The organism is Pseudomonas sp. R76, assembly GCF_009834565.1.
Taxonomy (GTDB): Bacteria; Pseudomonadota; Gammaproteobacteria; order Pseudomonadales; family Pseudomonadaceae; genus Aquipseudomonas.
The window spans coordinates 5,557,185-5,581,370 of sequence record NZ_CP019428.1 but is presented as its reverse complement, the minus strand read 5'-3'; the positions used below and the strand labels follow the sequence as shown (position 1 = coordinate 5,581,370).

Here is a 24,186-nt window from a genome sequence, read left to right as displayed (position 1 = left end):
AGCGATCTTTAATCATGGGCGGCAGTTTATAGGCATTCGTGCAAGGTTTGGCAGAATTGCTCGACCAGCGCGCTCGGCGTCTGCGCGCAAGCCAGGGCCACGGTGCTGAGGCAGTCCGGGTCGGCCAGAGGCAAAAAGTGCACGTTGGCTGGCGCAATGTCCTGCATGGATTTTGGTAACAAGGCAATACCGAAACCGGCCTGGATCAGTTGCAACTGCGTGGTCTTGCGCGACATCACTCGCGCGGCCTTGGGGAAGAATCCCGCGCGCATGCACAATTCGGCTGACAGATAACTCAAACCACCGCGCTGCGGATGGGGAATCGAGATAAACGCTTCGTCCTTGAGTTGCGCCAACTCCACCGGCGTATTGCGGCGTGCCAGCGGGTGATTCGGCGGCACCGCCAGCAGCAATTTTTCACTGTATATCGGCACCACCCGCACGCCCTCGCGTTGGCGCAGCACCGGCAAGCGCAACAGCCCGACGTCGAGGCGACCGTCGGCAATTTCCTCAAGCTGCGCTTCGGAAGACAGTTTGACGATGTCTATCGACACACCGGGGCAGCGCTCCAGCCAGGTGCTGATGCCTTGCAGCAAGGCGCCGCTCATCGGCACGGTGCTCGAATGGCTCAGGCGCAGCGTGCCCAATTGCCCTTTGCCGACTTGGGTGGCCATTTCGCTGGCCTTGAGTAATTCACTCAACAGGTTGCGCGCCCGAGGGTAGAAGGCTGCACCGGCCGCCGTCAGCCGGGGGTGGCGCGCGGTGCGTTCGAACAGCGGGGTTTGCAGCTGGGTTTCCAGCTCTTTTATCTGCCGGCTCAACGCTGATTGCGCCACAAACAGGCGTTCGGCCGCAGCGCTGAAGCTGCCGCTGTCGGCGATTTCGACAAAGTAGCGCAATTGGCGAGTGGAGATCACGCGTCATGCCTTTTCGAGATGGGTAGAGGGCTTTGATGATATTAGTCGCAACACTCGCTCATCGCTAAAGTGATTACCAACTCTTTCAAGGAATTGCCCATGAGCCCGGTCGAGCTGATGAGTCAGTGGTCGTTTGGCGGCATTGATTGGCTGGTGATCGGCCTCGGCATCGTCGTGGCGTACATCGTGTTTGGCATCGCAGGCTTTGGCACGGCGCTGGTCGCGGGGCCGATCCTGATTGTGTTTATGCCCCTGTCGAAGATCATCCCGCTGCTGGTGCTGCTGGATTTTGTCGCCGCCTTTGGCAACCTGCTGCAGTCGCGGCGGGACGTGAACAAGCCCGAACTGTTGCGATTGCTGCCGTGCATGGCAATCGGTTGCACACTGGGCGTGGTGTTTTTGCTCAACCTGCATTCGGACCTGTTGTTGCTATTAATGGGGTTGTTTATCAGTGCCTACGCGATTTACAGCCTGGCGGTGAAAGCGCGGCCAACCCAGCTGGCGGCGGCCTGGTCGATTCCCATGGGCACCGTCGGCGGGTTGTTTGGTGCGCTGTTTGGCAGTGGCGGCTTTTTATATGCGATCTACCTGAACAGCCGTTTGCCCAAGGAGGCGGCGCGGGCAACCCAGAGTGCGTTGATCAGTTGCAGCACGGTGGTGCGCTTGAGCCTCTTCCTGATCGCCGGGGTTTACGCGGATTTGCCGCTGCTGATGTTGGCGCTGTGCTTGTTGCCGGCGATGGCCTTGGGGCTGTGGGTGGGGCGCAGACTGACGATGCGTATGTCGCGCGAGGCGTTTGTGCGGTTGGTGACGTGGTTGGTGTTGGCCAGTGGGATTGCGTTGATCGGGCGGTACTTGAGCACTTGACCTGTGTGGGGCAGGGATTAAGCTGCCAGCCTTCAGGGCCTCATCGCGGGCAAGCCCGCTCCCACAGGTGATTGCATTTCAATGTGGGAGCGGGCTTGCCCGCGATGGGGCCAGTAGCCACACCGCAGGACACCCATGAACTCCCAAAGCATCCTTGTCCCGAAAATCTCCACCTTGCCCGTCCACGAACCCCGCGCGCGGGCGATCGTGCGTTGGCTGGTGCGCAAGAACATCATCAAGGAAGAACTGACCACTTGCGGCCGCACCGGCAACCGCATGGCCTATGCCCTGGCCGATGGCGCCCGCGCCGTGGTGCTGCACCCGGAGGCGCTGCCGTTCAACGAGCCGATCAATGGTTTGGAGATCATCTACAAGCGCTGCATCTACACGCCGGCCAAAGGCTTTCTCGAAGAGGCCGGCTGCCCGGAATGCCTCAAGGAAGTCGGCGAGGCGCTGTTCGAAAGCCTGGAAGACTGGATGCCCGGCCACACCGACAACTTCACCTGCCCGCTGTGTGGGCATGAAGATGACATCAACGGGTTTCTGTTCCTGCAGGAATGCGGGTTTTCCAACCTGGGGTTCATCTTCAACAACTGGGCGGAGGCGGGGTTCAAGCAGAGCTTTATCGACGAATTTGCCGACTGGCTGGACCAGAAGATGAGTTGGGTCAAAGTCGAGCTTTAATCCGATCGTCCGATCGCCGATCGTTCCCACGCTCTGCGTGGGAATGCACCCCGTGACGCTCCGCGTCACCCTTGCGCGGGGGCAGGACGCGGAGCGTCCAGGGAGGCGTTTCCACGCAGAGCGTGGGAACGATCAATTACCCATCTATCAGTATTACCAAGTTTGTCAGAGTTTTACATTGAGCCCGACAGGGTGCATGTATATAATGGCGCGCTTCCATTTTCCCGCTCGGGAGCCCCCGCGATGCTGCGTATCAGCCAAGAAGCTCTGACATTCGACGACATTCTCCTAGTGCCCGGTTATTCCGAGGTGCTTCCTAACGAAGTCAGTCTCAAGACCCGCCTAACCCGTGGCATCGAGCTGAATATTCCCCTGGTTTCCGCTGCCATGGACACCGTCACCGAAGCCCGTTTGGCAATTGCCATGGCTCAGGAAGGCGGCATCGGCATCATCCACAAGAACATGACCATCGAGCAGCAAGCTGCCGAAGTGCGCAAGGTCAAGCGTTACGAAACCGGTGTGGTGAAAGATCCCATCACCATCGAAGCCGACGCCACCGTGCGTGACCTGTTCGACCTGACCCGCCTGCACAACATCTCCGGCGTTCCGGTGCTGCACGATGGCGACCTGGTCGGCATCGTCACTTCCCGTGACGTGCGTTTCGAGAACCGTCTTGAAGTGACCGTCCGCGAAGTGATGACGCCTAAAGAGCGCCTCGTTACTGTCAAGGAAGGCGCCGACAAGAACGATGTGCGCGAGTTGCTGCACAAGCACCGCATCGAGCGCGTGTTGATCGTCGACGACAAATTCGCCCTCAAAGGCATGATGACCGTCAACGACATCGAAAAAGCCAAGGCTTACCCGCTGGCCAGCAAGGATGACCAAGGTCGTCTGCGCGTTGGCGCTGCGGTCGGCACCGGTAAAGACACCGGTGACCGCGTTTCGGCCCTGGTCGCTGCCGGTGTTGACGTGGTGGTGGTCGACACTGCCCACGGTCACTCCAAAGGTGTGATCGACCGCGTTCGCTGGGTCAAACAGAATTTCCCTGAAGTGCAAGTGATCGGCGGCAACATTGCCACCGGCGCCGCCGCCAAGGCCCTGGCCGAAGCGGGCGCGGATGCGGTCAAGGTCGGTATCGGCCCTGGCTCGATCTGCACCACGCGTATCGTCGCCGGTGTGGGCGTGCCGCAAATCAGCGCCATCGCCAACGTTGCCGCTGCCCTTGAAGGCACCGGCGTTCCGTTGATCGCCGACGGCGGCATCCGTTTCTCCGGTGACCTGTCCAAGGCCATCGTTGCCGGTGCTTCCTGCGTGATGATGGGCTCGATGTTCGCCGGTACTGAAGAAGCGCCAGGCGAGATCGAACTGTTCCAGGGCCGTTCGTACAAGGCTTACCGCGGCATGGGTTCGCTGGGCGCCATGTCCCAGGCGCAAGGCTCTTCCGACCGTTACTTCCAGGACTCCTCGGCAGGCGCCGAGAAGCTCGTACCGGAAGGCATCGAAGGCCGTGTGCCGTACAAAGGCACCCTGAGCGCGATCATCCATCAACTGATGGGCGGCCTGCGTTCCTCGATGGGCTACACCGGCAGCGCCGACATCGAAGAAATGCGCACCAAGCCAGAGTTCGTACGGATCACCGGCGCCGGCATGGCTGAATCCCATGTCCACGACGTGCAGATCACCAAGGAAGCGCCAAACTACCGCGTAGGTTGAGGCTTCCAGCAAAACGTTAAGTAACCGGGGCTGTTCTTTCAGCCCCGAGTTGTTTCTGATTCATTAGACGAGACTGACTTCATGGCCCTCGACATTCACGCCCACCGCATCCTGATCCTCGACTTCGGTTCCCAGTACACCCAACTGATCGCCCGCCGCGTGCGTGAAATCGGCGTGTACTGCGAACTGCACCCGTTCGACATGGATGACGAAGCGATCCGCGAATTCGCCCCTAAAGGCGTCATCCTCGCCGGTGGCCCCGAGTCCGTGCACGAAGCCAACAGCCCGCGCTGCCCACAAGCCGTATTCGACCTGGGCGTGCCCGTCTTCGGTATCTGCTACGGCATGCAGACCATGGCCGAGCAACTGGGCGGCAAGGTTGAAGGTTCCGAGCTGCGTGAATTCGGTTACGCCCGTGTCGACGTCGTCGGCAAGAGCCGCCTGCTGGACGGTATCGAAGACCACATCGACGCCGATGGCCTGTTCGGCCTCGACGTGTGGATGAGCCACGGTGACAAGGTCACCAAGATGCCGGAAGACTTCCACATCCTGGCCAGCACCCCGAGCTGCCCGATCGCCGGCATGTTCAGCGACGAGCGTCGTTACTACGGCGTGCAGTTCCACCCGGAAGTGACCCACACCAAACAAGGCGGCCGCATCCTGTCGCGCTTCATCCTCGACATCTGCGAGTGTGAAGCCCTGTGGACCCCGTCGAAAATCGCTGAAGACGCCATCGCCCAGGTTCGCGCCCAGGTCGGCACCGACAATGTGCTGCTCGGCCTGTCCGGCGGCGTTGACTCCTCGGTCGTTGCCGCGCTGCTGCACAAAGCCATCGGCGACCAACTGACCTGCGTGTTCGTCGACAACGGCCTGCTGCGCCTGCACGAAGGTGAGCAAGTGATGGCCATGTTCGCCGAGAACATGGGCGTCAAGGTGATCCGCGCCAACGCCGAGGACCAGTTCCTCAACAACCTGGCCGGCGAGTCCGACCCAGAGAAGAAGCGCAAGATCATCGGCCGCACCTTCATCGACGTATTCGATGCCCAGTCCAACAAACTGGACAACATCAAGTACCTCGCCCAGGGCACCATCTACCCGGACGTGATCGAGTCGGCCGGCGCCAAAAGCGGCAAGGCCCACGTGATCAAGTCCCACCACAACGTGGGTGGCCTGCCTGAGGAAATGAACCTCAAGCTGGTAGAACCGCTGCGCGAACTGTTCAAGGACGAAGTCCGCCGCCTGGGCCTGGAACTCGGCCTGCCGTACGACATGGTCTACCGCCACCCATTCCCAGGCCCGGGCCTGGGCGTGCGGATCCTCGGTGAAGTGAAGAAAGAATACGCCGACCTGCTGCGTCGCGCCGACCACATCTTCATCGAAGAACTGCGCAAGGCCGACTGGTATCACAAAGTCAGCCAGGCCTTCGTGGTGTTCCAGCCGGTTAAGTCGGTAGGCGTGGTAGGCGATGGCCGTCGTTACGCGTGGGTTGTAGCCTTGCGTGCCGTAGAAACCATCGACTTCATGACTGCTCGTTGGGCACACCTGCCGTACGAACTGCTGGAAACCGTCAGCGGCCGTATCATCAATGAGATCGAGGGTATTTCGCGCGTTACGTATGACGTGTCGAGCAAGCCGCCGGCGACGATTGAGTGGGAATGACCCTGCGATAGCAGGTGAACGCTGAATAACAAAACCCCGGCCATGTGCCGGGGTTTTGTGTTTTGAAATGCGATCAAAATGTGGGAGCGGGCTTGCCCGCGAAGGCGGTGTGTCAGTCAATAAATTTACTGGCTGATCTACCGTATTCGCGAACAAGCCCGCTCCCACATTTGATCTCTGTTTGTCTTCTAGCGCCGCGCGATATCCGAAAAGTAAAACTTATCCAGCGTATGCCGCGACTCGGTGTATTCGAACTGCCGCCCGTCCTGCAAAAACGTCTGGTTGCTCACCACAATCACATGGCTTTGCCCATCCAGATCCAGATGCGCCTGATCGTCCTTGCTGCGCGGCAGTGCCTCGATGGTGCGTTGCGCGTAGCTGATCTGCAGCTGCAACGTCTGTTCGATAAACGCGTAGATCGACTGTTCGGCGATGTCGCGGTCCAGGCCTGGGATCAGGTCGGCGACGAAGTGGTTGATGTCGAGAATCACCCGTTTGCCGCCGATGCGCCGTACCCGTTTTATCCGCGTGATCAGGGTGCCGGGTTCGGCTTCGACGTGTTGCAGCAGTGAACCTTCCAGTGGGAATTGGCTGAATTCGACGACTTCGGTGCGTACGTCATCGCCCAAATCGGCGTGGGTTTCGTGGAAGCTGACGATGCCGCCCAGTTGGAACTCGATGGGGTTTGGCGACAACACAAAGGTGCCCTTGCCGTGGATTTTTTGTGCAAAGCCACGTTCCTGCAACTGCTCAATGGCCCGACGCACGGTGCCACGGCTGGCCTGGTAGGCGTCCATCAGTTCGGTTTCGGAGGGAAGGCGCGTGCCGCGTTGCAGGCGTTCAGTGGTGATGCTGGCAAGCAGATCCGTATAGATCTGGTTGTATTTGCTCATGGTTTGGCTCTATGCCCGACGTGATGAAGGTGAACGGCGCGTTCAAGGCAGGAACCTTAGTGGCAGAGGTGAGGTTTGTCCATTCGACCCCAGTGGAAGAAAAGGAAATGCCTGACTCAAAATTCAGAAATATAAACAATTTGTGACTCGTACAGACGAGTTGTTGATTTAACTCGTACAGACGAGTACTTTTGGCCTCGGCGTGCTGCCAATGACTGCCCCCAAATAAAAAAATCAAAGTGGAAACCAAGCATGAGCCACGACTATTCGACTATTGCCCGCGAGATTCTCGAGAACCTCGGGGGCAGCGACAACCTTGAGCAAGCTGCCCACTGCGTGACCCGCCTGCGCCTGGCGCTCAAGGACCCGAGCCTGGTCAACAGCAGTGCGTTGAACCAGGTCGACCTGGTCAAGGGTTCGTTCTTCACCGGTGGCCTGTTCCAGGTGGTGATCGGCCCCGGCGAAGTGGAAAAGGTCTACGCCGCCTTGCGCGAACAGACCGGCCTTGCCGCCGCCACCATTGCCGACGTGAAGAAGAAGGGCGCCGACAAGACCAACGCCATGCAGCGTCTGGTGCGGGTGTTCTCCGACGTGTTCATGCCGATCCTGCCCGCGCTGATCATCGCCGGCCTGCTGATGGGCATAAACAACCTGATGGGCGCCAAGGGCATGTTCATCGAGGGCAAGACGCTGCTCGAGGCCTACCCGAACCTGGATGGCCTGTGGAGCCTGATCAACCTGATGGCCAACACTTCGTTTGTGTTCCTGCCGGCGCTGGTGGGTTGGTCAGCAGCCAAGCGGTTTGGCGGCAGCGAAATCCTCGGCATCGTGCTCGGCCTGATGCTGGTGCACCCCGACCTGCTCAACGCCTGGAACTACGGCAAGGCCGTCGCCGGCCTCGACGGCCAGAGCCTGCCGTACTTCGATATCTTCGGCTGGTTCAAGATCGAGAAAGTCGGTTATCAGGGGCAGATCCTGCCGATCCTGATGGCGGCGTATGTGATGAGCGTCATTGAGAAATGGCTGCGGGCACGTGTGCCTAACGCGATCCAACTGCTGGTGGTGCCGATCACCACCATCGTCGTCACCGGCGTGCTGGCCCTGGCGGTCATCGGCCCGGTCACGCGTCACCTCGGTATCCTGATCACCGAAGGCGTGGTCACTCTGTTTGACCTGGCGCCGATGGTCGGCGGGGCGATATTCGGCTTGCTGTATGCGCCGCTGGTGATCACCGGCATGCACCATATGTTTCTTGCCGTCGACCTGCAGCTGATCTCCACCCAGGGCGGCACGTTTATCTGGCCGATGATCGTCATGTCCAACCTCGCACAGGGCAGCGCCGCACTGGGCGTGTTCTACATGACCCGTAATGCGCGGGACAAAAGCATGGCGTCCACCTCGGCGATTTCCGCTTACTTCGGCATCACTGAACCGGCGATGTTCGGGGTGAACCTGCGCTTCAAGTTTCCGTTTTATGCCGCGCTGCTGGGCTCTGCGCTGGGCAGCATTTTCCTGTCGTTGAACAAGGTGACCGCCTCGGCCATCGGCGTCGGTGGTTTGCCGGCGTTTATCTCAATCCTGCCGCAGTACATCCCGGTTTTTGTGATCGGGATGGTCATCGCGATTGTGGTGCCGTTTGTTCTGACCTGTGCGTTGAGCATGAAAATTGTTCGGCCTGGATACCGGGTCGCCTGATCAATCGCTATCGCAGGCAAGCCAGCTCCCACACTTGAAATGCGTTCCCCTGTGGGAGCCGGGCTTGCCCGCGATGAGGCCCGCACGGCCAGTACACAATTTAATTGAAGGAACCCACCATGCAAAACTGGCAACAATCGGTGATCTACCAGATCTACCCTAAAAGCTTCCACAGCCACGCGGGTAACGCCACCGGTGACCTGCTTGGCATAGTGGACAAGCTCGATTACCTCAAATGGCTGGGCGTGGATTACCTGTGGATCACGCCGTTCCTGCGCTCGCCGCAGCGCGACAACGGCTACGACATCAGCGACTACTACGCCATCGACCCGAGCTACGGGACCATGGCCGACTGCGACCTGCTGATCAGCGAAGCGGCCAAGCGCGGCATCAAGTTGATGCTCGACATTGTGGTCAACCACACCTCCATCGAACATGAGTGGTTCCAGCAAGCGCGCAGCAGCCTCGACAACCCGTACCGCGACTTCTACATCTGGCGCGACCAGCCGAACAACTGGGAATCCAAGTTCGGCGGCTCGGCCTGGGAATACGAAGCGCAGACCGGCCAGTACTTCCTGCACCTGTTCGACCACACCCAGGCCGACCTGAATTGGGACAACCCCAAGGTGCGCGCCGAGGTGTTCAAGCTGATGCGCTTTTGGCGCGACAAGGGCGTGGGCGGTTTCCGCCTGGACGTGATCAACCTGATCTCCAAGCCTGCCGATTTCCCCGAGGACAACACTGACGGTCGTCGCTTCTACACCGACGGCCCGAACGTGCACGAATACCTGCAGCAAATGCACCGCGAAGTCTTTGAAGGGCATGACCTGATCAACGTCGGCGAAATGTCGTCGACCAGCCTGGAGCACTGCATTCGCTACTCGAATCCGGCGTCGAAAGAGCTGTCGATGACCTTCAACTTTCATCACCTGAAAGTCGATTACCCGAACCTGCAGAAGTGGGTGAAAGCCGACTTCGACTTCCTGCAGCTCAAGCAGATTTTCTCTGACTGGCAACTGGGCATGCAGGCCGGTGGCGGCTGGAACGCGCTGTTCTGGTGTAACCACGACCAGCCGCGGGTGGTCTCGCGTTTCGGTGACGACGGCGAACACCGTGTGGTCTCGGCCAAGATGCTCGCCACCGCGCTGCACTTTCTCCAGGGCACGCCGTATGTGTACCAGGGCGAAGAGCTTGGCATGACCAACCCTGGCTTCAACAAGATCGAGCAGTACCGCGATGTCGAGACCTTGAACATCTTCCGGCTCAAGCGTGATGCCGGTGAGCCCGAGGCCTCGAGCATGGCGGCGATCATGCAGAAGTCGCGCGACAACGGTCGCACGCCGATGCAGTGGAGCCGCGAAGCCAATGCCGGCTTCAGCAGCGGCGAACCGTGGATCGGTATTCCGGCCAACGCGGCGCAGATCAACGTCGAGAGCCAATTGGATGACCCTGATTCGGTGCTGCATCACTACCGTGCGCTGATTGCGTTGCGTCGCCACGAGCCGCTGATCCAGGAGGGCGTTTATCGCCAACTTCTGCAAGACCATCGCCAGGTTTGGGCGTACCTGCGCGAAGGGCAGGGCGAGCGCTTGCTGGTGCTGAACAACTTCTATGGCACGCCCTGCGAAATCCAACTGCCCGAAGGCGTCATCAACGCGACGAGCGAGCAACGCCTGCTGATCAGCAACTACCCCGACTGCCCATTGCGTACGGGCGCCGTGGTATTGCGCCCTTATGAATCCTTCGTCCTGCACCTCAAGGACTGAAACACTTCCCTTGCAGGCGTCGGCAAGCCGATTCCTACAAGGGGCGCGTCACGTAATAACAATAATAAAAATATTTGGAGTGCTTCATGAAAACAACAATAAAGCTGGGCCTCATTGCCTCATGTCTGACTGCACCTTTTGGCGCTCAGGCGCTGGAGTTTGCCGGTTACTTGCGCAGCGGCGCGGGCACTTCAACGGGCAGTGGCAAGCAGCAATGCTTCCAACTGCCGGGGGCACAAACGAAGTACCGTTTGGGTAACGAATGCGAGCAATACGCCGAACTGGAATTGCGCCAGGACCTGCTGACCCTCGACGACGGCTCGGTGCTCAGCGTCGATGCGATGGCATCGCTGTATAACAAGTACGACCGCGCCCTGAAGTTCCAGGGCGAAGACAACGGCTCGGCGCGCATGCCGCAGATGTATGCGCAGTGGTCCAACCTGCCCAGCCTCAACGGCGGCTCGCTGTGGGCGGGTCGGCGTTACTACAAACGTAACGACATCCATATATCCGACTTCTACTACTGGAACCAGAGCGCCACGGGCGGTGGTGTCGAGGACGTGAAAATCGGCGACCTCAAGTACAGCTACGCCCTGTCGCGCAAGGACAACCTGTACCAGAAGGAATACGCCACCCGTCACGACTTCAACGTTGCGGGCTTCAAGACCAACCCCGGCGGTGAGCTGGAGTTCGGCCTGAGCTATATCGAAAAAGCCGGCGGCCGCGACGCCAACAGCGGTTGGGCGATCACGGCGCAGCATGTGCAAAAACCGTTTCTGGGCGGCAAAAACAAATTCGCCTTGCAGTACGGCGAAGGCCCCGGCACTGGCCTGGGCTACACCGGTAATACAGCCCTGGATAACAGCAGCAAAAGCTACCGCGCCGTGGAGTTTTTCGACTGGCAGGTGACCCCGCGTTTTGGCGGGCAGGTCGAGGCGGTGTACCAGAAAGACATTCGCCCAGGCAGCCAGGACCAGACCTGGATGTCCATCGGCGTGCGCCCGGCCTATGCCATCAGCGAGCAGTTCAAGCTGGTCACCGAACTTGGGCATGATCAAGTCGACGCTGCTGGCGGAACACGCAAGCTGAGCAAATTTACCTTCGCCCCGACCTGGTCGCCCAACGGCCCGGATTTCTGGGCGCGGCCGGAAGTGCGTTTGTACTACACCTACGCAACCTGGAACGAGGCGGCCAAACGCGCGGCGAATGAACTGGCGGCGGGCTCGGCGTTGTCCGACACCGGCGCCTACGGCACCGCGCGGCATGGGTCGAATGTGGGTGTGCAGGTCGAATACTGGTGGAAATAGCTCGGATTTAAGTGAACGAGCTTTATGTGGGAGCTGGCTTGCCTGCGATAGCAACACCTCGGTCTTACTGAGAAACCGAGTCGCCGGCATCGCAGGCAAGCCAGCTCCCACATTTGATCGTCGTTCGCCCTATGATTTTTACAGAACAAAACAGCAGGTGAAGTCATGACCACAACTCAACCCCTGGAACTGCTGGCGCCGCTGTCCGGTGTGCTGCTGGCGCTGGATCAGGTGCCCGACCCGGTGTTCGCCAGTCGCATGATCGGCGACGGCCTGTGCATCGATCCCACCTCGCAGACGCTTTGCGCGCCGCTGGCCGGGGTGATCAGCAGCATCCAGGACAGTGGTCATGCGGTCAGCGTTACCGATGACAACGGCGTCCAGGTGCTGATGCACATCGGCCTGGACACCGTAAACCTGGCAGGCCAAGGCTTCACGCCGCTGGTAAAGGAAGGCCAGCGCGTGGCGGTCGGGCAGCCGCTGATTGAATTCGATGCCGACTACGTGGCGCTCCATGCACGCAGTTTGCTGACCTTGATGCTGGTGGTCAGCGGCGAGCCGTTTACGCTGCTGACGCCGGACGGTGGCGTGGTGGATGTGGGCCAGCCGCTGTTGCGAGTCGCAACAGGCGAAGCAGCTGAAACGGCGAATGAGGAGGAGGGCGAAGCGCTGTTTTCCAAGCCGCTGACCCTGCCCAACGCCAACGGTTTGCACGCGCGCCCTGCGGCGGTGTTTGCCCAGGCGGCCAAGGGTTTCAATGCAAGCATTTACCTGCACAAGCAAACCCAGAGCGCCAACGCCAAGTCGCTGGTGGCGATCATGGCGCTGCAAACCGCGCAGGGCGATACGCTGCAAGTGAGCGCGGCAGGTGATGACGCCGACGCGGCGATCAACGCCTTGGTGGCGTTGCTGGCCGAAGGCTGTGGCGAGACGGTCGCGGCAGTTGCTGCGGTGGCAGAACCGGTCGCGCCGCTGTCGTCGGCCAGCTTGCTGCGTGGCGTGTGTGCTTCCCCTGGTTCGGCGTTTGGCCAGGTGGTGCAAGTGGCCGAGCCAGCGTTGAAGATTACCGAAGCCGGCGCTGGCGAAGCGATCGAGCGTGCCGCACTGGAGCGTGGCCTGCTGGCGGCAACCGAGGCACTGCAAGCCCTGCAAGCCAAGGCGACTGGCACTGCCCAGGCCGAGATCTTCCGTGCCCATCAAGAACTGCTCGAAGACCCCACCTTGCTTGAACAAGCCCACGCCCAACTGGCCAATGGCAAAAGCGCTGCCTTTGCCTGGAACCGCGCCACGCTGGCCACCGCCACCTTGTTCCAGGGCATGGGCAACGCGCTGCTCGCCGAACGGGCGGCGGACTTGGCCGACGTCGGCCAACGCGTGCTCAAGCTGATTCTCGGTATCGAGGACCGCGCCTGGGACTTGCCCGAGCAAGCCATCCTGATTGCCGAGCAACTGACTCCATCGCAAACCGCCAGCCTGGACACGCGCAAGGTGCTGGGGTTTGTCACCGTCGGTGGCGGTGCGACCAGCCATGTCGCGATCCTCGCCCGCGCACTCGGCCTGCCGGCGATTTGCGGTGTGCCGGTGCACGTGCTGACCCTGGTTAACGGCAAGCAGGTGCTGCTCGACGCCGATAAGGGCGAGCTGCACCTGGACCCGGACCTGGCCGAAATCGAGCAACTGCAAGCTGCCCGCCAACAGCAGGTGTTGCGGCGCCAGCGGGAAGTGGCGCAGGCTGCTTTGCCGGCCATCACCCGCGACGGCCACCACGTCGAGGTCACGGCCAACGTCGCCTCGTTGCAGGAGGTGGAGCAGTCCTTGAGCTTGGGCGGTGAAGGCGTCGGCCTGCTGCGTTCGGAGTTCCTCTACCTGGACCGCAACCGCGCGCCCAGCCCTGAAGAACAAGCCGGCACCTACAGCGCCATCGCTCGCGCCCTGGGCTCCGAGCGCAATTTGGTGGTGCGCACTTTGGACGTCGGCGGCGACAAGCCGCTGGCCTATGTGCCGATGGAAAGCGAGACCAACCCGTTCCTCGGCTTGCGCGGTATTCGACTGTGCCTGGAGCGCCCGGAACTGTTGCGCGAACAGTTCCGCGCAATCCTCGCCAGCGCCGGTTTCGCACGGCTGCATATCATGTTGCCGATGGTCAGCCTGCTGTCGGAACTGCACCTGGCACGCACGATTCTTGAAGAGGAAGCGCTGGCGCTGGGGCTCAAGGAACTGCCGAAGCTGGGGATCATGATCGAGGTGCCGTCTGCGGCCTTGATGGCCGATGTCTTCGCCCCGCACGTGGATTTTTTCTCCATCGGCACCAATGACCTGACCCAATACACCCTGGCCATGGACCGCGACCACCCACGTCTGGCCAGCCAGGCCGACAGCTTTCACCCCTCGGTGTTGCGCCTGATTGCCACCACCGTCAAGGCCGCGCACGCCCATGGAAAATGGGTCGGTGTGTGCGGCGCGCTGGCGTCCGAAGCGCTGGCGGTGCCGGTGTTGATCGGGCTCGGCGTGGATGAGTTGTCAGTCAGCGTACCGCTGATCCCGACCATCAAGGCCACCGTGCGCGAGCTGGACCTGGCGGACTGCCAAAGCATCGCCCGCCAAGTACTGGGCCTGGAAGAAGCAGCCCAGGTTCGCGAGGCCTTGCGTCTGTATCACGCGGCCACGGTTGAAACCTCACCTGTTGTGGAGCACTGAGCATGTTCGAGAAATTACAGCGCGCGTTCTGGAAAGCCCTGACCCCGGATTTGATTGCCGAGACGGTAACGGCGCCGACGCCGAGCCTGTTGTCGGCCGATGTACTGAAGGCATTGGGTGGCGCGGATAATCTCAAGTCACAACAGCGCGTGGCGCTGACGCGGGTGCGTGTGCAACTGCAGGATGCGGGGCGGCTGGATGCGCAGGCGCTGAAGGCGGCGGGTGTGCCGGGCGTGATGGTGTTGACGGGCGGCGTGGTGCACCTGCTCACCGGCTTATAAAGCGACGACAATCAAATGTGGGAGCGGGCTTGCCCGCGATAGCGGTGTGTCAGGTAACGAATAGGTTGACTGGTCGGCCGCCATCGCGGGCAAGCCCGGCTCCCACAGGGTTTTGTGGTGTTTGGGAGAGTGGGTTACAACTGCGGGTTATCTTCCGGCGGCTTGGTCTTATCCACACCCGGCACATGCAAGTTGCCTTCGACCACCTGGTTGCCTTCCAACTGCGGCTGCGTGACCCAAGTCAGAATGTCGTAATACCGCCGGATGTTCGCCACAAAATGCACCGGCTCACCCCCACGTGCATAACCGTAGCGAGTCTTGCTGTACCACTGCTTCTGCGACAGGCGCGGCAGCATCTTCTTCACGTCCAGCCACTTGTTCGGGTTCAGGCCGTCCTTCTTCGCCAGCGTGCGTGCGTCTTCCAAGTGGCCGGTGCCGACGTTGTAGGCGGCGAGGGCGAACCAGGTGCGGTCCGGCTCGGCGATGCTGTCGTCCAGCTCATCCTTGATCTTGGCCAGGTATTTGGCGCCGCCCATGATGCTTTGCTTGGCGTCCAGGCGGTTGGACACGCCCATGGCCTGGGCGGTGTTCTGGGTCAGCATCATCAGGCCACGTACGCCGGTCTTGGAGGTGACGGCCGGTTGCCACAGCGACTCCTGATAACCGATGGCGGCGAGCAGGCGCCAATCGACTTTTTCTTCCTTGGCGTAGGTCCGGAAGTGCTTCTCGTATTTGGGCAAGCGTTGCTGCAAGTGCTGGGCAAAGGTGTAGGCGCCGACGTAGCCGAGTACATCGACATGCCCGTAATAGCGGTCTTTAAGACGCTGCAGGGTGCCGTTCTTTTCAACTTTATCCAGGTAGCTGTTGATCTCGTTGAGCAGGCTGTTGTCATCACCCGCCGCCACGGCCCAGCTCTGATTGCTGGCATTGCCGAGGTCGAACGCCACGCGCACGTTGGGGAAGTACACCTGGTTCATCGCGACTTCGTTGGAGTCCACCAGAGTCAGGTCGATTTGCCCCTCGTCGACCATGCGCAGTAAGTCGACCACCTCAACGGCGTCGGATTCTTCGTATTCAATCGCAGGGTTCTGCTTTTTAAGCGCCGCGAGTTGCTCGGCGTGGGTGCTGCCCTTGAGCACCATGATCTTTTTGCCCACCAGGTCCGCCGCCGTGGTCGGGCGGGACTGGCCATTGCGGTAGATGATCTGCGGCGTCACTTCCAGGTAAGGATGGGAAAAACGCACCTGTTGCGCGCGCTGCTCGCTGCTGACCAGGCCGGCGGCGGCCAATACCGGACCGTTGGGTTTGCCCAACTGGCCGAACAGGTCATCGAGGTTGTCGGCGGTCTCGATCTCCAGCTTCACCCCCAGGTCATCGGCAAAACGCTTGACCAGTTCGTACTCGAAACCGGTTTCACCGTTGCGGTCCTGGAAATAAGTCGCCGGGCTGTTCCGGGTAATCACCCGCAATACGCCATCCTCCTTGATTCGCTCGAGCGTGCTGGGCTTATCAACACAGGCGCTGAGCATCAGGAAGAGTCCGGTTGCGATGAGCCATTTGGCACATCGCGGGCGCAAAGCAGTAGGGGAGAACATCTGCGCAGTATACGCAAACGACCCACGGCGCCATATATCGACAGCAGGGGACTTGTCTGCTAGCACCCCTGAAACTGGGCTGCAGCCCGCAGAAACGCGGGTTGACGAGGGTTTGTGACGGTTAAAATAACTGCGCGCAACCCGGTGAAAAACGCCCCGATACTGTGCAAAGCGTGCCAACTGACGTTCGGCAACGGCCAGCCGTGCCGTTTCGGGTGCCGTTGGCGGCGGTTTACGCTAGAATGCACGGCCTCAAAGCACACCCCCTTCCCGAGGCTGTCCCGAAGATGTTGATCCTGCGCGGCGCTCCTGCCCTTTCTGCCTTTCGCCACAGCAAACTCCTTGAGCAACTGAGCCAAAAGGTTCCAGCGGTTACAGGCTTGTATGCTGAATTTGCTCACTTCGCCGACGTTACCGGCGTATTGACCGCCGACGAACAGCAAGTGCTGGCACGCCTTCTGAAGTACGGCCCAAGCGTTCCCGTTCAAGAGCCTAATGGCCGCTTGTTCCTGGTTCTGCCACGGTTCGGCACCATCTCGCCCTGGTCGAGCAAGGCCAGTGATATCGCGCGCAACTGTGGCCTGGAAAAAATCCAGCGCCTGGAGCGCGGTATCGCTTTCTACGTCGCCGGCCAGTTCAGCGATGCCGACGCCGAGCTGATCGCCAGCAGCCTGCACGACCGCATGACCCAGATCATCGTCAGCCAGCTGGAACAGGCTGCCGGTCTGTTCAGCCATGCCGAGCCAAAACCGCTGACCGCGATTGACGTGCTCGGCGGTGGCCGTGCCGCCCTCGAGAAGGCCAACACCGAACTGGGCCTGGCCCTGGCCGAAGACGAGATCGACTACCTGGTCAACGCCTTCAACGGCTTGAAGCGCAACCCCCACGACATCGAGCTGATGATGTTTGCGCAGGCCAACTCCGAGCACTGCCGTCACAAGATCTTCAACGCCAGTTGGGACATCGACGGCGAAAGCCAGGAAAAAAGCCTGTTCGGCATGATCAAGAACACCTACGTGATGCACAGCGAAGGCGTTCTTTCTGCTTATAAGGACAACGCCTCGGTGATCGTCGGCTCCGTCGCCGGCCGTTTCTTCCCGGACCCTGAAACCCGCCAATACGGCGCGGTGCAGGAGCCGGTGCACATCCTGATGAAGGTTGAAACCCACAACCACCCGACCGCGATTGCCCCGTTCCCGGGCGCCGCTACCGGTTCCGGTGGTGAAATCCGTGACGAAGGTGCTACCGGCCGTGGCGCCAAGCCAAAGGCGGGCCTGACCGGTTTCACCGTGTCCAACCTGCAGATCCCAGGCTTCGAACAGCCGTGGGAAGTGCCGTACGGCAAGCCTGAGCGCATCGTAACCGCGCTCGACATCATGATCGAAGGCCCACTGGGCGGCGCCGCGTTCAACAACGAATTCGGCCGCCCGGCGCTGACCGGTTACTTCCGTACCTTCGAGCAGTCCATCACCACCCCGCGTGGCGATGAAGTGCGCGGCTACCACAAGCCAATCATGTTGGCCGGCGGCATGGGCAACATCCGCGAAGAGCACGTCAAGAAAGGCGAGATCCTGGTCGGCTCCAAGCTGATCGTCCTCGGCGGCCCGGCAATGTTGATCGGCCTGGGCGGCGGCGCAGCTTCCTCCATGGCCACCGGCACCAGCTCGGCGGACCTGGATTTTGCGTCCGTACAGCGCGAAAACCCAGAGATGGAACGCCGCTGCCAGGAAGTTATCGACCGTTGCTGGCAGTTGGGTGACAAGAACCCGATCAGCTTTATCCACGACGTCGGCGCCGGTGGTTTGTCCAACGCCTTCCCGGAACTGGTCAACGATGGCGAGCGTGGTGGCCGTTTCGAACTGCGCAACATTCCAAACGACGAGCCGGGCATGGCCCCGCACGAAATCTGGAGTAACGAGTCCCAGGAACGCTACGTACTGGCCGTTGGCCCTGAAGACTTCGCGCGCTTCCAGGCCATCTGCGAACGTGAGCGTTGCCCGTTTGCGGTAGTCGGCGAAGCCACTGCCGAGCCACAGCTGACGGTGACCGACAGCCACTTCGGCAACAGCCCGGTCGACATGCCACTCGAAGTGCTGCTGGGCAAAGCCCCGCGCATGCACCGTTCGGCCGTGCGTGAAACCGAGTTGGGCGATGACTTCGACCCAAGCAGCCTCGACCTGACCGACAGCATCGAGCGCGTGCTGCACCACCCGGCCGTGGCGAGCAAAAGCTTCCTGATCACCATCGGCGACCGCACCATCACCGGTCTTGTGGCCCGTGACCAAATGGTTGGCCCATGGCAAGTGCCGGTGGCTGACGTTGCCGTCACCGCCACCAGCTTCGACGTCTACACCGGCGAAGCCATGGCCATGGGCGAGCGCACGCCGCTGGCCCTGCTGGACGCCCCGGCGTCGGGCCGCATGGCCATTGGTGAAACCCTCACCAACATCGCTGCATCGCGCATCGGCAAGCTGTCCGACATCAAACTGTCGGCCAACTGGATGTCCGCTGCCGGTCACCCCGGTGAAGACGCGCGTCTGTACGACACCGTCAAGGCTGTCGGCATGGAGCTGTGCCCGGAGCTGGGTATCACTATTCCGGTGGGCAAGGACTCCATGTCCATGGCCACCCGTTGGAACGAAGACGGCACCGACAAGAGCGTCACTTCGCCGCTGTCGCTGATCGTCACCGGCTTTGCGCCGGTTACCGACATCCGCCAGACCCTGACCCCGCAACTGCGCATGGACAAAGGCACCACCGATCTGATCCTGATCGACCTGGGCCGTGGCCAGAACCGCATGGGCGCCTCGATCCTCGCGCAAACCCACGGCAAGCTCGGCAAGCACGCGCCGGACGTGGATGACGCCGAAGACCTGAAAGCCTTCTTCGCCGTGATCCAGGGCCTGAACGCCGACGGCCACCTGTTGGCTTACCACGACCGTTCCGACGGCGGTTTGCTGACCAGCGTTGTCGAGATGGCTTTCGCCGGTCACTGTGGCCTGAACATCGTGCTCGACAGCGTTGCCGAGGATGCGTCCGAAATCAACGGCATCCTGTTCAACGAAGAGTTGGGTGCGGTGATCCAGGTTCGCCAGGACGCTACCCCGGACGTACTCGCACAGTTCAGCGCTGCTGGCCTGGACGATTGCGTGGCGGTGATCGGCCAGCCGATCAACAACGGCGAGATCAACATCTCGTTCAACGGCGACACCGTGTTTGCCGGCCAGCGCCGCTTGCTGCAACGCCAGTGGGCCGAGACCAGCTACCAGATCCAACGCCTGCGTGATAACGCCGACTGCGCCGAACAGGAATTCGACGTGATCCTGGAAGAAGACAACCCGGGCCTGAGCACCAAGCTCAGCTTCGACGTCAACCAGGACATCGCCGCGCCTTACATCAAAAAAGGCATTCGCCCACAGGTTGCCGTACTGCGTGAGCAGGGCGTCAACGGTCAGGTGGAAATGGCGGCCGCGTTCGACCGCGCCGGCTTTAATGCGATCGACGTGCACATGAGCGACATCCTCGCCGGTCGCGTTGACCTCAACGAGTTCAAAGGCCTTGTCGCCTGCGGTGGTTTCTCCTACGGTGACGTGTTGGGTGCCGGTGAAGGCTGGGCCAAATCGGCCCTGTTCAACAGCCGTGCCCGCGACGCATTCCAAGGCTTCTTCGAGCGCAACGACAGCTTCACCCTGGGCGTGTGCAACGGTTGCCAGATGATGTCCAACCTCAGCGAACTGATCCCGGGCAGCGAGTTCTGGCCGCACTTTGTGCGTAACCGTTCCGAGCAGTTCGAAGCCCGTGTCGCCATGGTGCAGGTGCAAGAGTCCAACTCGATCTTCCTGCAAGGCATGGCCGGTTCGCGCATGCCAATCGCCATCGCCCACGGTGAAGGTCATGCCGAGTTCGAAAGCGAAGAAGCCCTGCTCGAAGCCGACCTGTCCGGCTGCGTGGCCATGCGTTTCGTCGACAACCACGGCAAGGTCACCGAAAGCTACCCAGCCAACCCGAACGGCTCGCCGCGCGGGATCACCGGCCTTACCAGCCGCGACGGTCGCGTCACCATCATGATGCCGCACCCGGAGCGTGTGTTCCGCGCCGTGCAGAACTCGTGGCGCCCGGAAGAGTGGAACGAAGACGGCGCCTGGATGCGCATGTTCCGCAACGCGCGCGTGTGGGTGAACTAAGGCGGTGTACAAGCTCAGCTTCTTTGTGCCCGCAAGCCATGTGGAGACGGTGAAAACCGCCGTCTTCGCCGCTGGCGGCGGGCGTATCGGCAACTACGACAGCTGCGCCTGGCAAGTGCTGGGCCAGGGCCAATTCCGCGCGTTGGACGGCAGCCAGCCGTTTCTCGGGCAGGTCGGCCAGGTTGAAGTGGTTGAAGAGTGGAAGGTTGAGTTGGTGGTGGCGGATGAGTTGATCGTGGCGGTTGTGGCTGCTTTGAAACTCAGTCATCCGTATGAGACACCGGCGTATGAGGTGTGGCAGTTGGCGGATTTTTGATTCGCCGGCTGTTAAAACAAGAAACCCGCTGGGCCAGTTTGGTCAGCGGGTTTTTTGTTGCCTGTACGGGCCAATCGCAGGCAAGCCAGCTCCCACATTTGACCGCATTGCCACGTCGGGCACCGATCAAACTGTGGGAGCGGGCTTGCTCGCAAAGGCATCGGGACAGGCACCTCAGACCTTTCCCACAGGTCTTTCAGGTTGTCCCTCGGAACTGGCCTCAATAGCCTTGCTCGGTCGCTGAAAAGTCAGCGATCGGGATTTGAACTCAAGACCCGTTCAGCAACCTTGCCTCGGCTTGAGATTCAATAATGGATTTTCCAAATGTCGTTGTTCCCCGACTAAATACGAGTACCCCGTTGGGCCAGGCGTTGATTTCAATGTTCAAGTCCATTGAGGTGGAGTTGATGATTGAGGGCGCCAGACCAGGCGCGGTCAAGGTCATAGTGTTCGGCGGTTGTGCTGTTCATCTGTATACGCATCACCGCGTCTCCACTGATGTCGATGCAGAAATCTATTGTGCGAATACTCGAGACAAACTGCGTTTACGGACATTGCTGGCGGAGTTTCCAGAAGAGTTTTTCGATGAGCAGTCTGGCCGTGTCATGGAGCTGAACTACGATCTGCAATACAACACTGGTTTTGGCCCGCTTCACGAAGACTACTGGGAGCGAAGTCTTCCCCTCGAAGAGTTTCCTGATGAGTCTGCACTGCATCTTCACATAGCAGCGCCTATCGATATTGCGATCTCAAAACTGGGCAGAGCGACTGATCAGGATGTAAGCGACATCATGGCGCTGCTCAGGGCAGGCTTCATTGTGACCACTGAGTTCCGTTGGCTGGCATTGCAGGCGATTGATATGTATGTTGGCAACAAGGAACCACCTAGATCCATCCTGGCCAATATTCTGCACGATTATCTGGAGACTGAAGTTGACGAAGCCTTTTAACGCTCCCGTCCTCTCATCCGCCTTGGATACGCTGGTCAAAAGCCCTTTGAATCAGGCTGACGACGCCGCGCTTGTCAGTGCAGCGAAAGCAGTCTGGTACTCGGACGCGAACCTTGTGGGCGAGGTGAGGGCTTTTCTGAAGGCACATTCCAGTGAAGTGGAGCTTCGTCGCGCAGGCTACTTGCTTGAGCGCTTTACGCGCTTTTCATGTGCGACGGATTCCAGGGTAATGGAAGCGTTGAAGGCGCTTGAATTGTTTTCGGCTTCTGCTGCCAAGCAACACGTGCAGCCACAAGGCGCCGTTGCGCTGCGCAGCCGTCGTGATGAACTGGCGGTGTCTTGGGGGCTGAGTGAGGGGTTGGGTTTAAAGGCTCAAGCGCTGATGCCTTTCCAGACTCGCCATTACGAAGCCGAACAGCGCGCGGCGTCTGCTTAGGCATAGATCACAAACAAACAACCCGGCTTGGACCGGGTTTTTTATTGTCTGCGATATTTTCAAGTCTCGGAGGTTTCCCACAGGCCTTTCAGGTTGTCCCTCGGAACTGGCCTCACTAATCTTCTCGGGTCGCTGCCAATGTGGCGACCGGGACTGCAAGCCCGCCGATAGTTTGTTAGTACTCAACAGCACACCTATAATCGTGCCGCTTTCATAAAGCGGTTATTGAGTCATGGTGGCTGTGTGCGGGAGATCCTCGGGTCTGCCGGGGTTCCTAACAACTCGGTCTTGCAGGCCCGTACACAGCTGCCACCCATCATCTGCAAGTGATGTCGGTAGCTTGTACGGGACAACCACATGGGTTACACAAAAGTGCATTCACATAGGTAACACTTTGAGTGAAATATAGCCGTCCTTGTCTGCATTCCTCGCATCCACTTGTCCGAGGATCACTGGGCCGAAAATAACAGCCCACACATCGTCGCTCAGCATCTCCATTCCAATAGTCTGGTATTTCAGTAAATGCCCCACATAAATCCGCAGACCTGACCGATAAATCATCCCGTTTGAGTCAGTCCGGTAACACTCAATATGACTTGCATAACCCATCTCCGGCAGTTTCTCCGGATAGGCTCGAGGTGAAGGTGAATAGCATGAAGCCGGTGTTTTCTGGCTCAGCGCTTCATGCCCTCGCTCGTAATTGTAGTGCCGTATGAAACGATCAAAGTGTTTCTGCTGAGACTCCCAAGCAACCGCAGGTGGATTGGGCAAAGTGCTTTTCAGTGTTCGGTGCATACGCTCGTGCCGGCCATTTTGGTCTGGCCGACCGGGCTCGATACGCTCAGGAATGATACCCAGCCGTAGCCACCAGATCGACAACTGTGACAGCCCTCCGCGCCCTGTGCTGGCAAACGGCACTCCGTTGTCAGTACGGATGCGCTCAGGCAAACCATACTCGCGAAACACCCGTTCGAACGTCTCTTGGGTCTCCTTGAAATTGGTGCTGGGCATGCTCTGACAGGCAAGTAAGAAGCGACTGGCATGATCCATGATTGTTAGCGGATAACACCATACGCCCGCGCCTGTCAGGTACTGGCCTTTGTAGTCAGCACTGAAAAGCTGATTAGGCACATCTGCCTTACGTAACGGTTTTGGATAGACAGCAACTCTTGGCCGCAAGGGGCGCGGCGTGATCAGATCAGCCGCTTTAAGGATGTTATAAATAGTCGTTTTCGAGGGCGGATCCTGGCCCGGAAAACGCTTTATCAAATCACTCTGGATTTTTTTCGGACCAGGGATTGTCTCGCCTATAGAACGAAGTTCGATAATTGCCTGCTTTACCGCCAAAGGCACCACATAAGTCTGGTGGTGCCGACGACGACTACGCTCATCAAGCCCACCGGGGCCTTCTGTTTTGTATCGCTCGACCCACTTATAGCCAGTCTTTCGGCTGATTTCATAGTCTCGACATAGCTGACTAAGGCTGTGTTTTCCAGTCAGGTATTCAGCGACAAACATCACTTTGAGGTCCATAGGTTTCAGCTCTTTCCAGGGCATGGTCAGATCCTCACGAAATCGACCCTGCCAGTTAAAAACTGTTACCTATGTGCGTGAACTGATTTGTAACCCATGTGGGTGAGTCATACCAGCTCCCATTTTTGTTAGGAGTTTTACCATGATCAAAGACAGTCCCAATCCTCCATCTGATTCTCAATCTACCGACCATATTTTCACTGTACTGCCCAACCTGAACAGCGAAACCCTGCTCGCCAACGCCTCCCAAGACCTGGCATCAGTACAAGCACTGGCGGGCAACTTGGCTTTTGACATCGACGGCCCGCAGCGTGATGCGGTGCTGGGAATTCATCGGATGCTGGAGGGTATCCAGTTGATGGTGGATCGGGTGCTGGATCTATTTGAGGTGCCTGAACAGAAGTAATCGGGCGTCTATGAGGCCCATTCGCGAGCAAGCCCGCTCCCACATTTGACCGCATTGCCACGTCGGGCAGGGATCAAAATGTGGGAGCGGGCTTGCTCGCGAAGAGGCCAGAGCCGCCGCTACTCTTGTAAACCCTGGCGCCGACCCCGCGGCCACCGACCAACCGCTTGATCGTTCCCACGCTCCGCGTGGGAATGCATCCTGTGACGCTCCGCGTCACCCTTGCGCAGGGCTTGAGCAGGACGCGGAGCGTCCGGGGCGGCATTCCCACGCAGAGCGTGGGAACG

Annotated in this window: 18 protein-coding genes; 14 read left to right on the top strand and 4 right to left on the bottom strand. The window is 59.8% G+C overall.

Going from position 1 to position 24,186, the window contains the following annotated elements:
• Positions 1-26: 26 nt before the first annotated feature.
• Positions 27-917: a LysR family transcriptional regulator gene (locus PspR76_RS25180; protein WP_159959653.1), complete on the bottom strand. Its 891-nt coding sequence runs from the start codon at positions 915-917 to the stop codon at positions 27-29.
• Between the two features lie 99 nt (positions 918-1,016).
• Here PspR76_RS25180 and PspR76_RS25175 point away from each other — a divergent pair, with 99 nt between their 5' ends.
• From PspR76_RS25175 to guaA, 4 genes are all read left to right on the top strand, one after another.
• Positions 1,017-1,784: a sulfite exporter TauE/SafE family protein gene (locus tag PspR76_RS25175; RefSeq protein ID WP_159959651.1), complete on the top strand. Its 768-nt coding sequence runs from the start codon at positions 1,017-1,019 to the stop codon at positions 1,782-1,784.
• Between the two features lie 135 nt (positions 1,785-1,919).
• Positions 1,920-2,468 (top strand): hypothetical protein, encoded by a 549-nt coding sequence (locus PspR76_RS25170; RefSeq protein WP_015885727.1) that lies wholly within the window; start codon positions 1,920-1,922, stop codon positions 2,466-2,468.
• Positions 2,469-2,711: 243 nt separating this feature from the next.
• A complete protein-coding gene (gene guaB / locus PspR76_RS25160; RefSeq protein WP_159959649.1) occupies positions 2,712-4,181 on the top strand; it encodes an IMP dehydrogenase in 1,470 nt (489 codons plus the stop codon).
• Positions 4,182-4,262: 81 nt separating this feature from the next.
• Positions 4,263-5,840: a glutamine-hydrolyzing GMP synthase gene (gene guaA, locus PspR76_RS25155; RefSeq protein ID WP_015885725.1), complete on the top strand. Its 1,578-nt coding sequence runs from the start codon at positions 4,263-4,265 to the stop codon at positions 5,838-5,840.
• 188 nt (positions 5,841-6,028) lie between these two features.
• On the opposite strand, the gene treR is transcribed toward guaA, so the two are convergent.
• The gene (gene treR, locus PspR76_RS25150) at positions 6,029-6,733 is read right to left on the bottom strand and encodes a trehalose operon repressor (protein ID WP_159959647.1); all 705 of its coding nucleotides are present in this window, start codon (positions 6,731-6,733) and stop codon (positions 6,029-6,031) included.
• Positions 6,734-6,985: 252 nt separating this feature from the next.
• Between treR and treP the strand changes: the two genes are divergently transcribed.
• The 5 genes from treP (at position 6,986) to PspR76_RS25125 (ending at position 14,479) form a co-directional block, all read left to right on the top strand.
• Positions 6,986-8,428, top strand: coding sequence for a PTS system trehalose-specific EIIBC component (gene treP, locus PspR76_RS25145; RefSeq protein ID WP_159959645.1), 1,443 nt, complete (start codon positions 6,986-6,988; stop codon positions 8,426-8,428).
• Positions 8,429-8,547: 119 nt separating this feature from the next.
• Positions 8,548-10,194: an alpha,alpha-phosphotrehalase gene (gene treC / locus PspR76_RS25140; RefSeq protein ID WP_159959643.1), complete on the top strand. Its 1,647-nt coding sequence runs from the start codon at positions 8,548-8,550 to the stop codon at positions 10,192-10,194.
• Positions 10,195-10,280: 86 nt separating this feature from the next.
• Positions 10,281-11,501, top strand: coding sequence for a maltoporin (locus PspR76_RS25135; protein WP_159959641.1), 1,221 nt, complete (start codon positions 10,281-10,283; stop codon positions 11,499-11,501).
• A 165-nt stretch (positions 11,502-11,666) separates the two neighbouring features.
• Entirely contained in the window at positions 11,667-14,198 is a 2,532-nt protein-coding gene (ptsP, locus tag PspR76_RS25130) for a phosphoenolpyruvate--protein phosphotransferase (protein ID WP_159959639.1), read from the top strand.
• A gap of 2 nt (positions 14,199-14,200) precedes the next feature.
• Entirely contained in the window at positions 14,201-14,479 is a 279-nt protein-coding gene (locus PspR76_RS25125; RefSeq protein ID WP_159959637.1) for a PTS transporter subunit EIIB, read from the top strand.
• A 134-nt stretch (positions 14,480-14,613) separates the two neighbouring features.
• Here PspR76_RS25125 and mltF read toward each other — a convergent pair whose 3' ends face one another.
• Positions 14,614-16,074, bottom strand: a complete 1,461-nt coding sequence (gene mltF, locus PspR76_RS25120; RefSeq protein ID WP_159959635.1) for a membrane-bound lytic murein transglycosylase MltF — start codon at positions 16,072-16,074, stop codon at positions 14,614-14,616.
• Between the two features lie 287 nt (positions 16,075-16,361).
• On the opposite strand from mltF, the gene purL reads away from it, so the two are divergent.
• The 4 genes from purL to PspR76_RS25100 all read left to right on the top strand — a co-directional run bounded on the left by purL (position 16,362) and on the right by PspR76_RS25100 (position 21,960).
• A complete protein-coding gene (gene purL / locus PspR76_RS25115) occupies positions 16,362-20,258 on the top strand; it encodes a phosphoribosylformylglycinamidine synthase (RefSeq protein WP_159959634.1) in 3,897 nt (1,298 codons plus the stop codon).
• A gap of 4 nt (positions 20,259-20,262) precedes the next feature.
• The gene (locus PspR76_RS25110) at positions 20,263-20,574 is read left to right on the top strand and encodes an NGG1p interacting factor NIF3 (RefSeq protein WP_159959633.1); all 312 of its coding nucleotides are present in this window, start codon (positions 20,263-20,265) and stop codon (positions 20,572-20,574) included.
• A gap of 380 nt (positions 20,575-20,954) precedes the next feature.
• Entirely contained in the window at positions 20,955-21,524 is a 570-nt protein-coding gene (locus PspR76_RS25105; RefSeq protein WP_237235697.1) for a DUF6036 family nucleotidyltransferase, read from the top strand.
• Complete coding sequence (locus PspR76_RS25100; RefSeq protein WP_159959631.1) at positions 21,508-21,960, top strand: hypothetical protein; 453 nt, start codon at positions 21,508-21,510, stop codon at positions 21,958-21,960. The genes PspR76_RS25105 and PspR76_RS25100 overlap by 17 nt, the downstream gene beginning before the upstream one ends.
• Positions 21,961-22,338: 378 nt before the next feature.
• On the opposite strand, the gene PspR76_RS25095 is transcribed toward PspR76_RS25100, so the two are convergent.
• Complete coding sequence (locus tag PspR76_RS25095; RefSeq protein ID WP_159956866.1) at positions 22,339-23,517, bottom strand: integrase core domain-containing protein; 1,179 nt, start codon at positions 23,515-23,517, stop codon at positions 22,339-22,341.
• A gap of 118 nt (positions 23,518-23,635) precedes the next feature.
• Between PspR76_RS25095 and PspR76_RS25090 the strand changes: the two genes are divergently transcribed.
• The gene (locus PspR76_RS25090) at positions 23,636-23,899 is read left to right on the top strand and encodes a DUF6124 family protein (RefSeq protein ID WP_159959630.1); all 264 of its coding nucleotides are present in this window, start codon (positions 23,636-23,638) and stop codon (positions 23,897-23,899) included.
• The last annotated feature ends 287 nt before the right edge of the window (positions 23,900-24,186 follow it).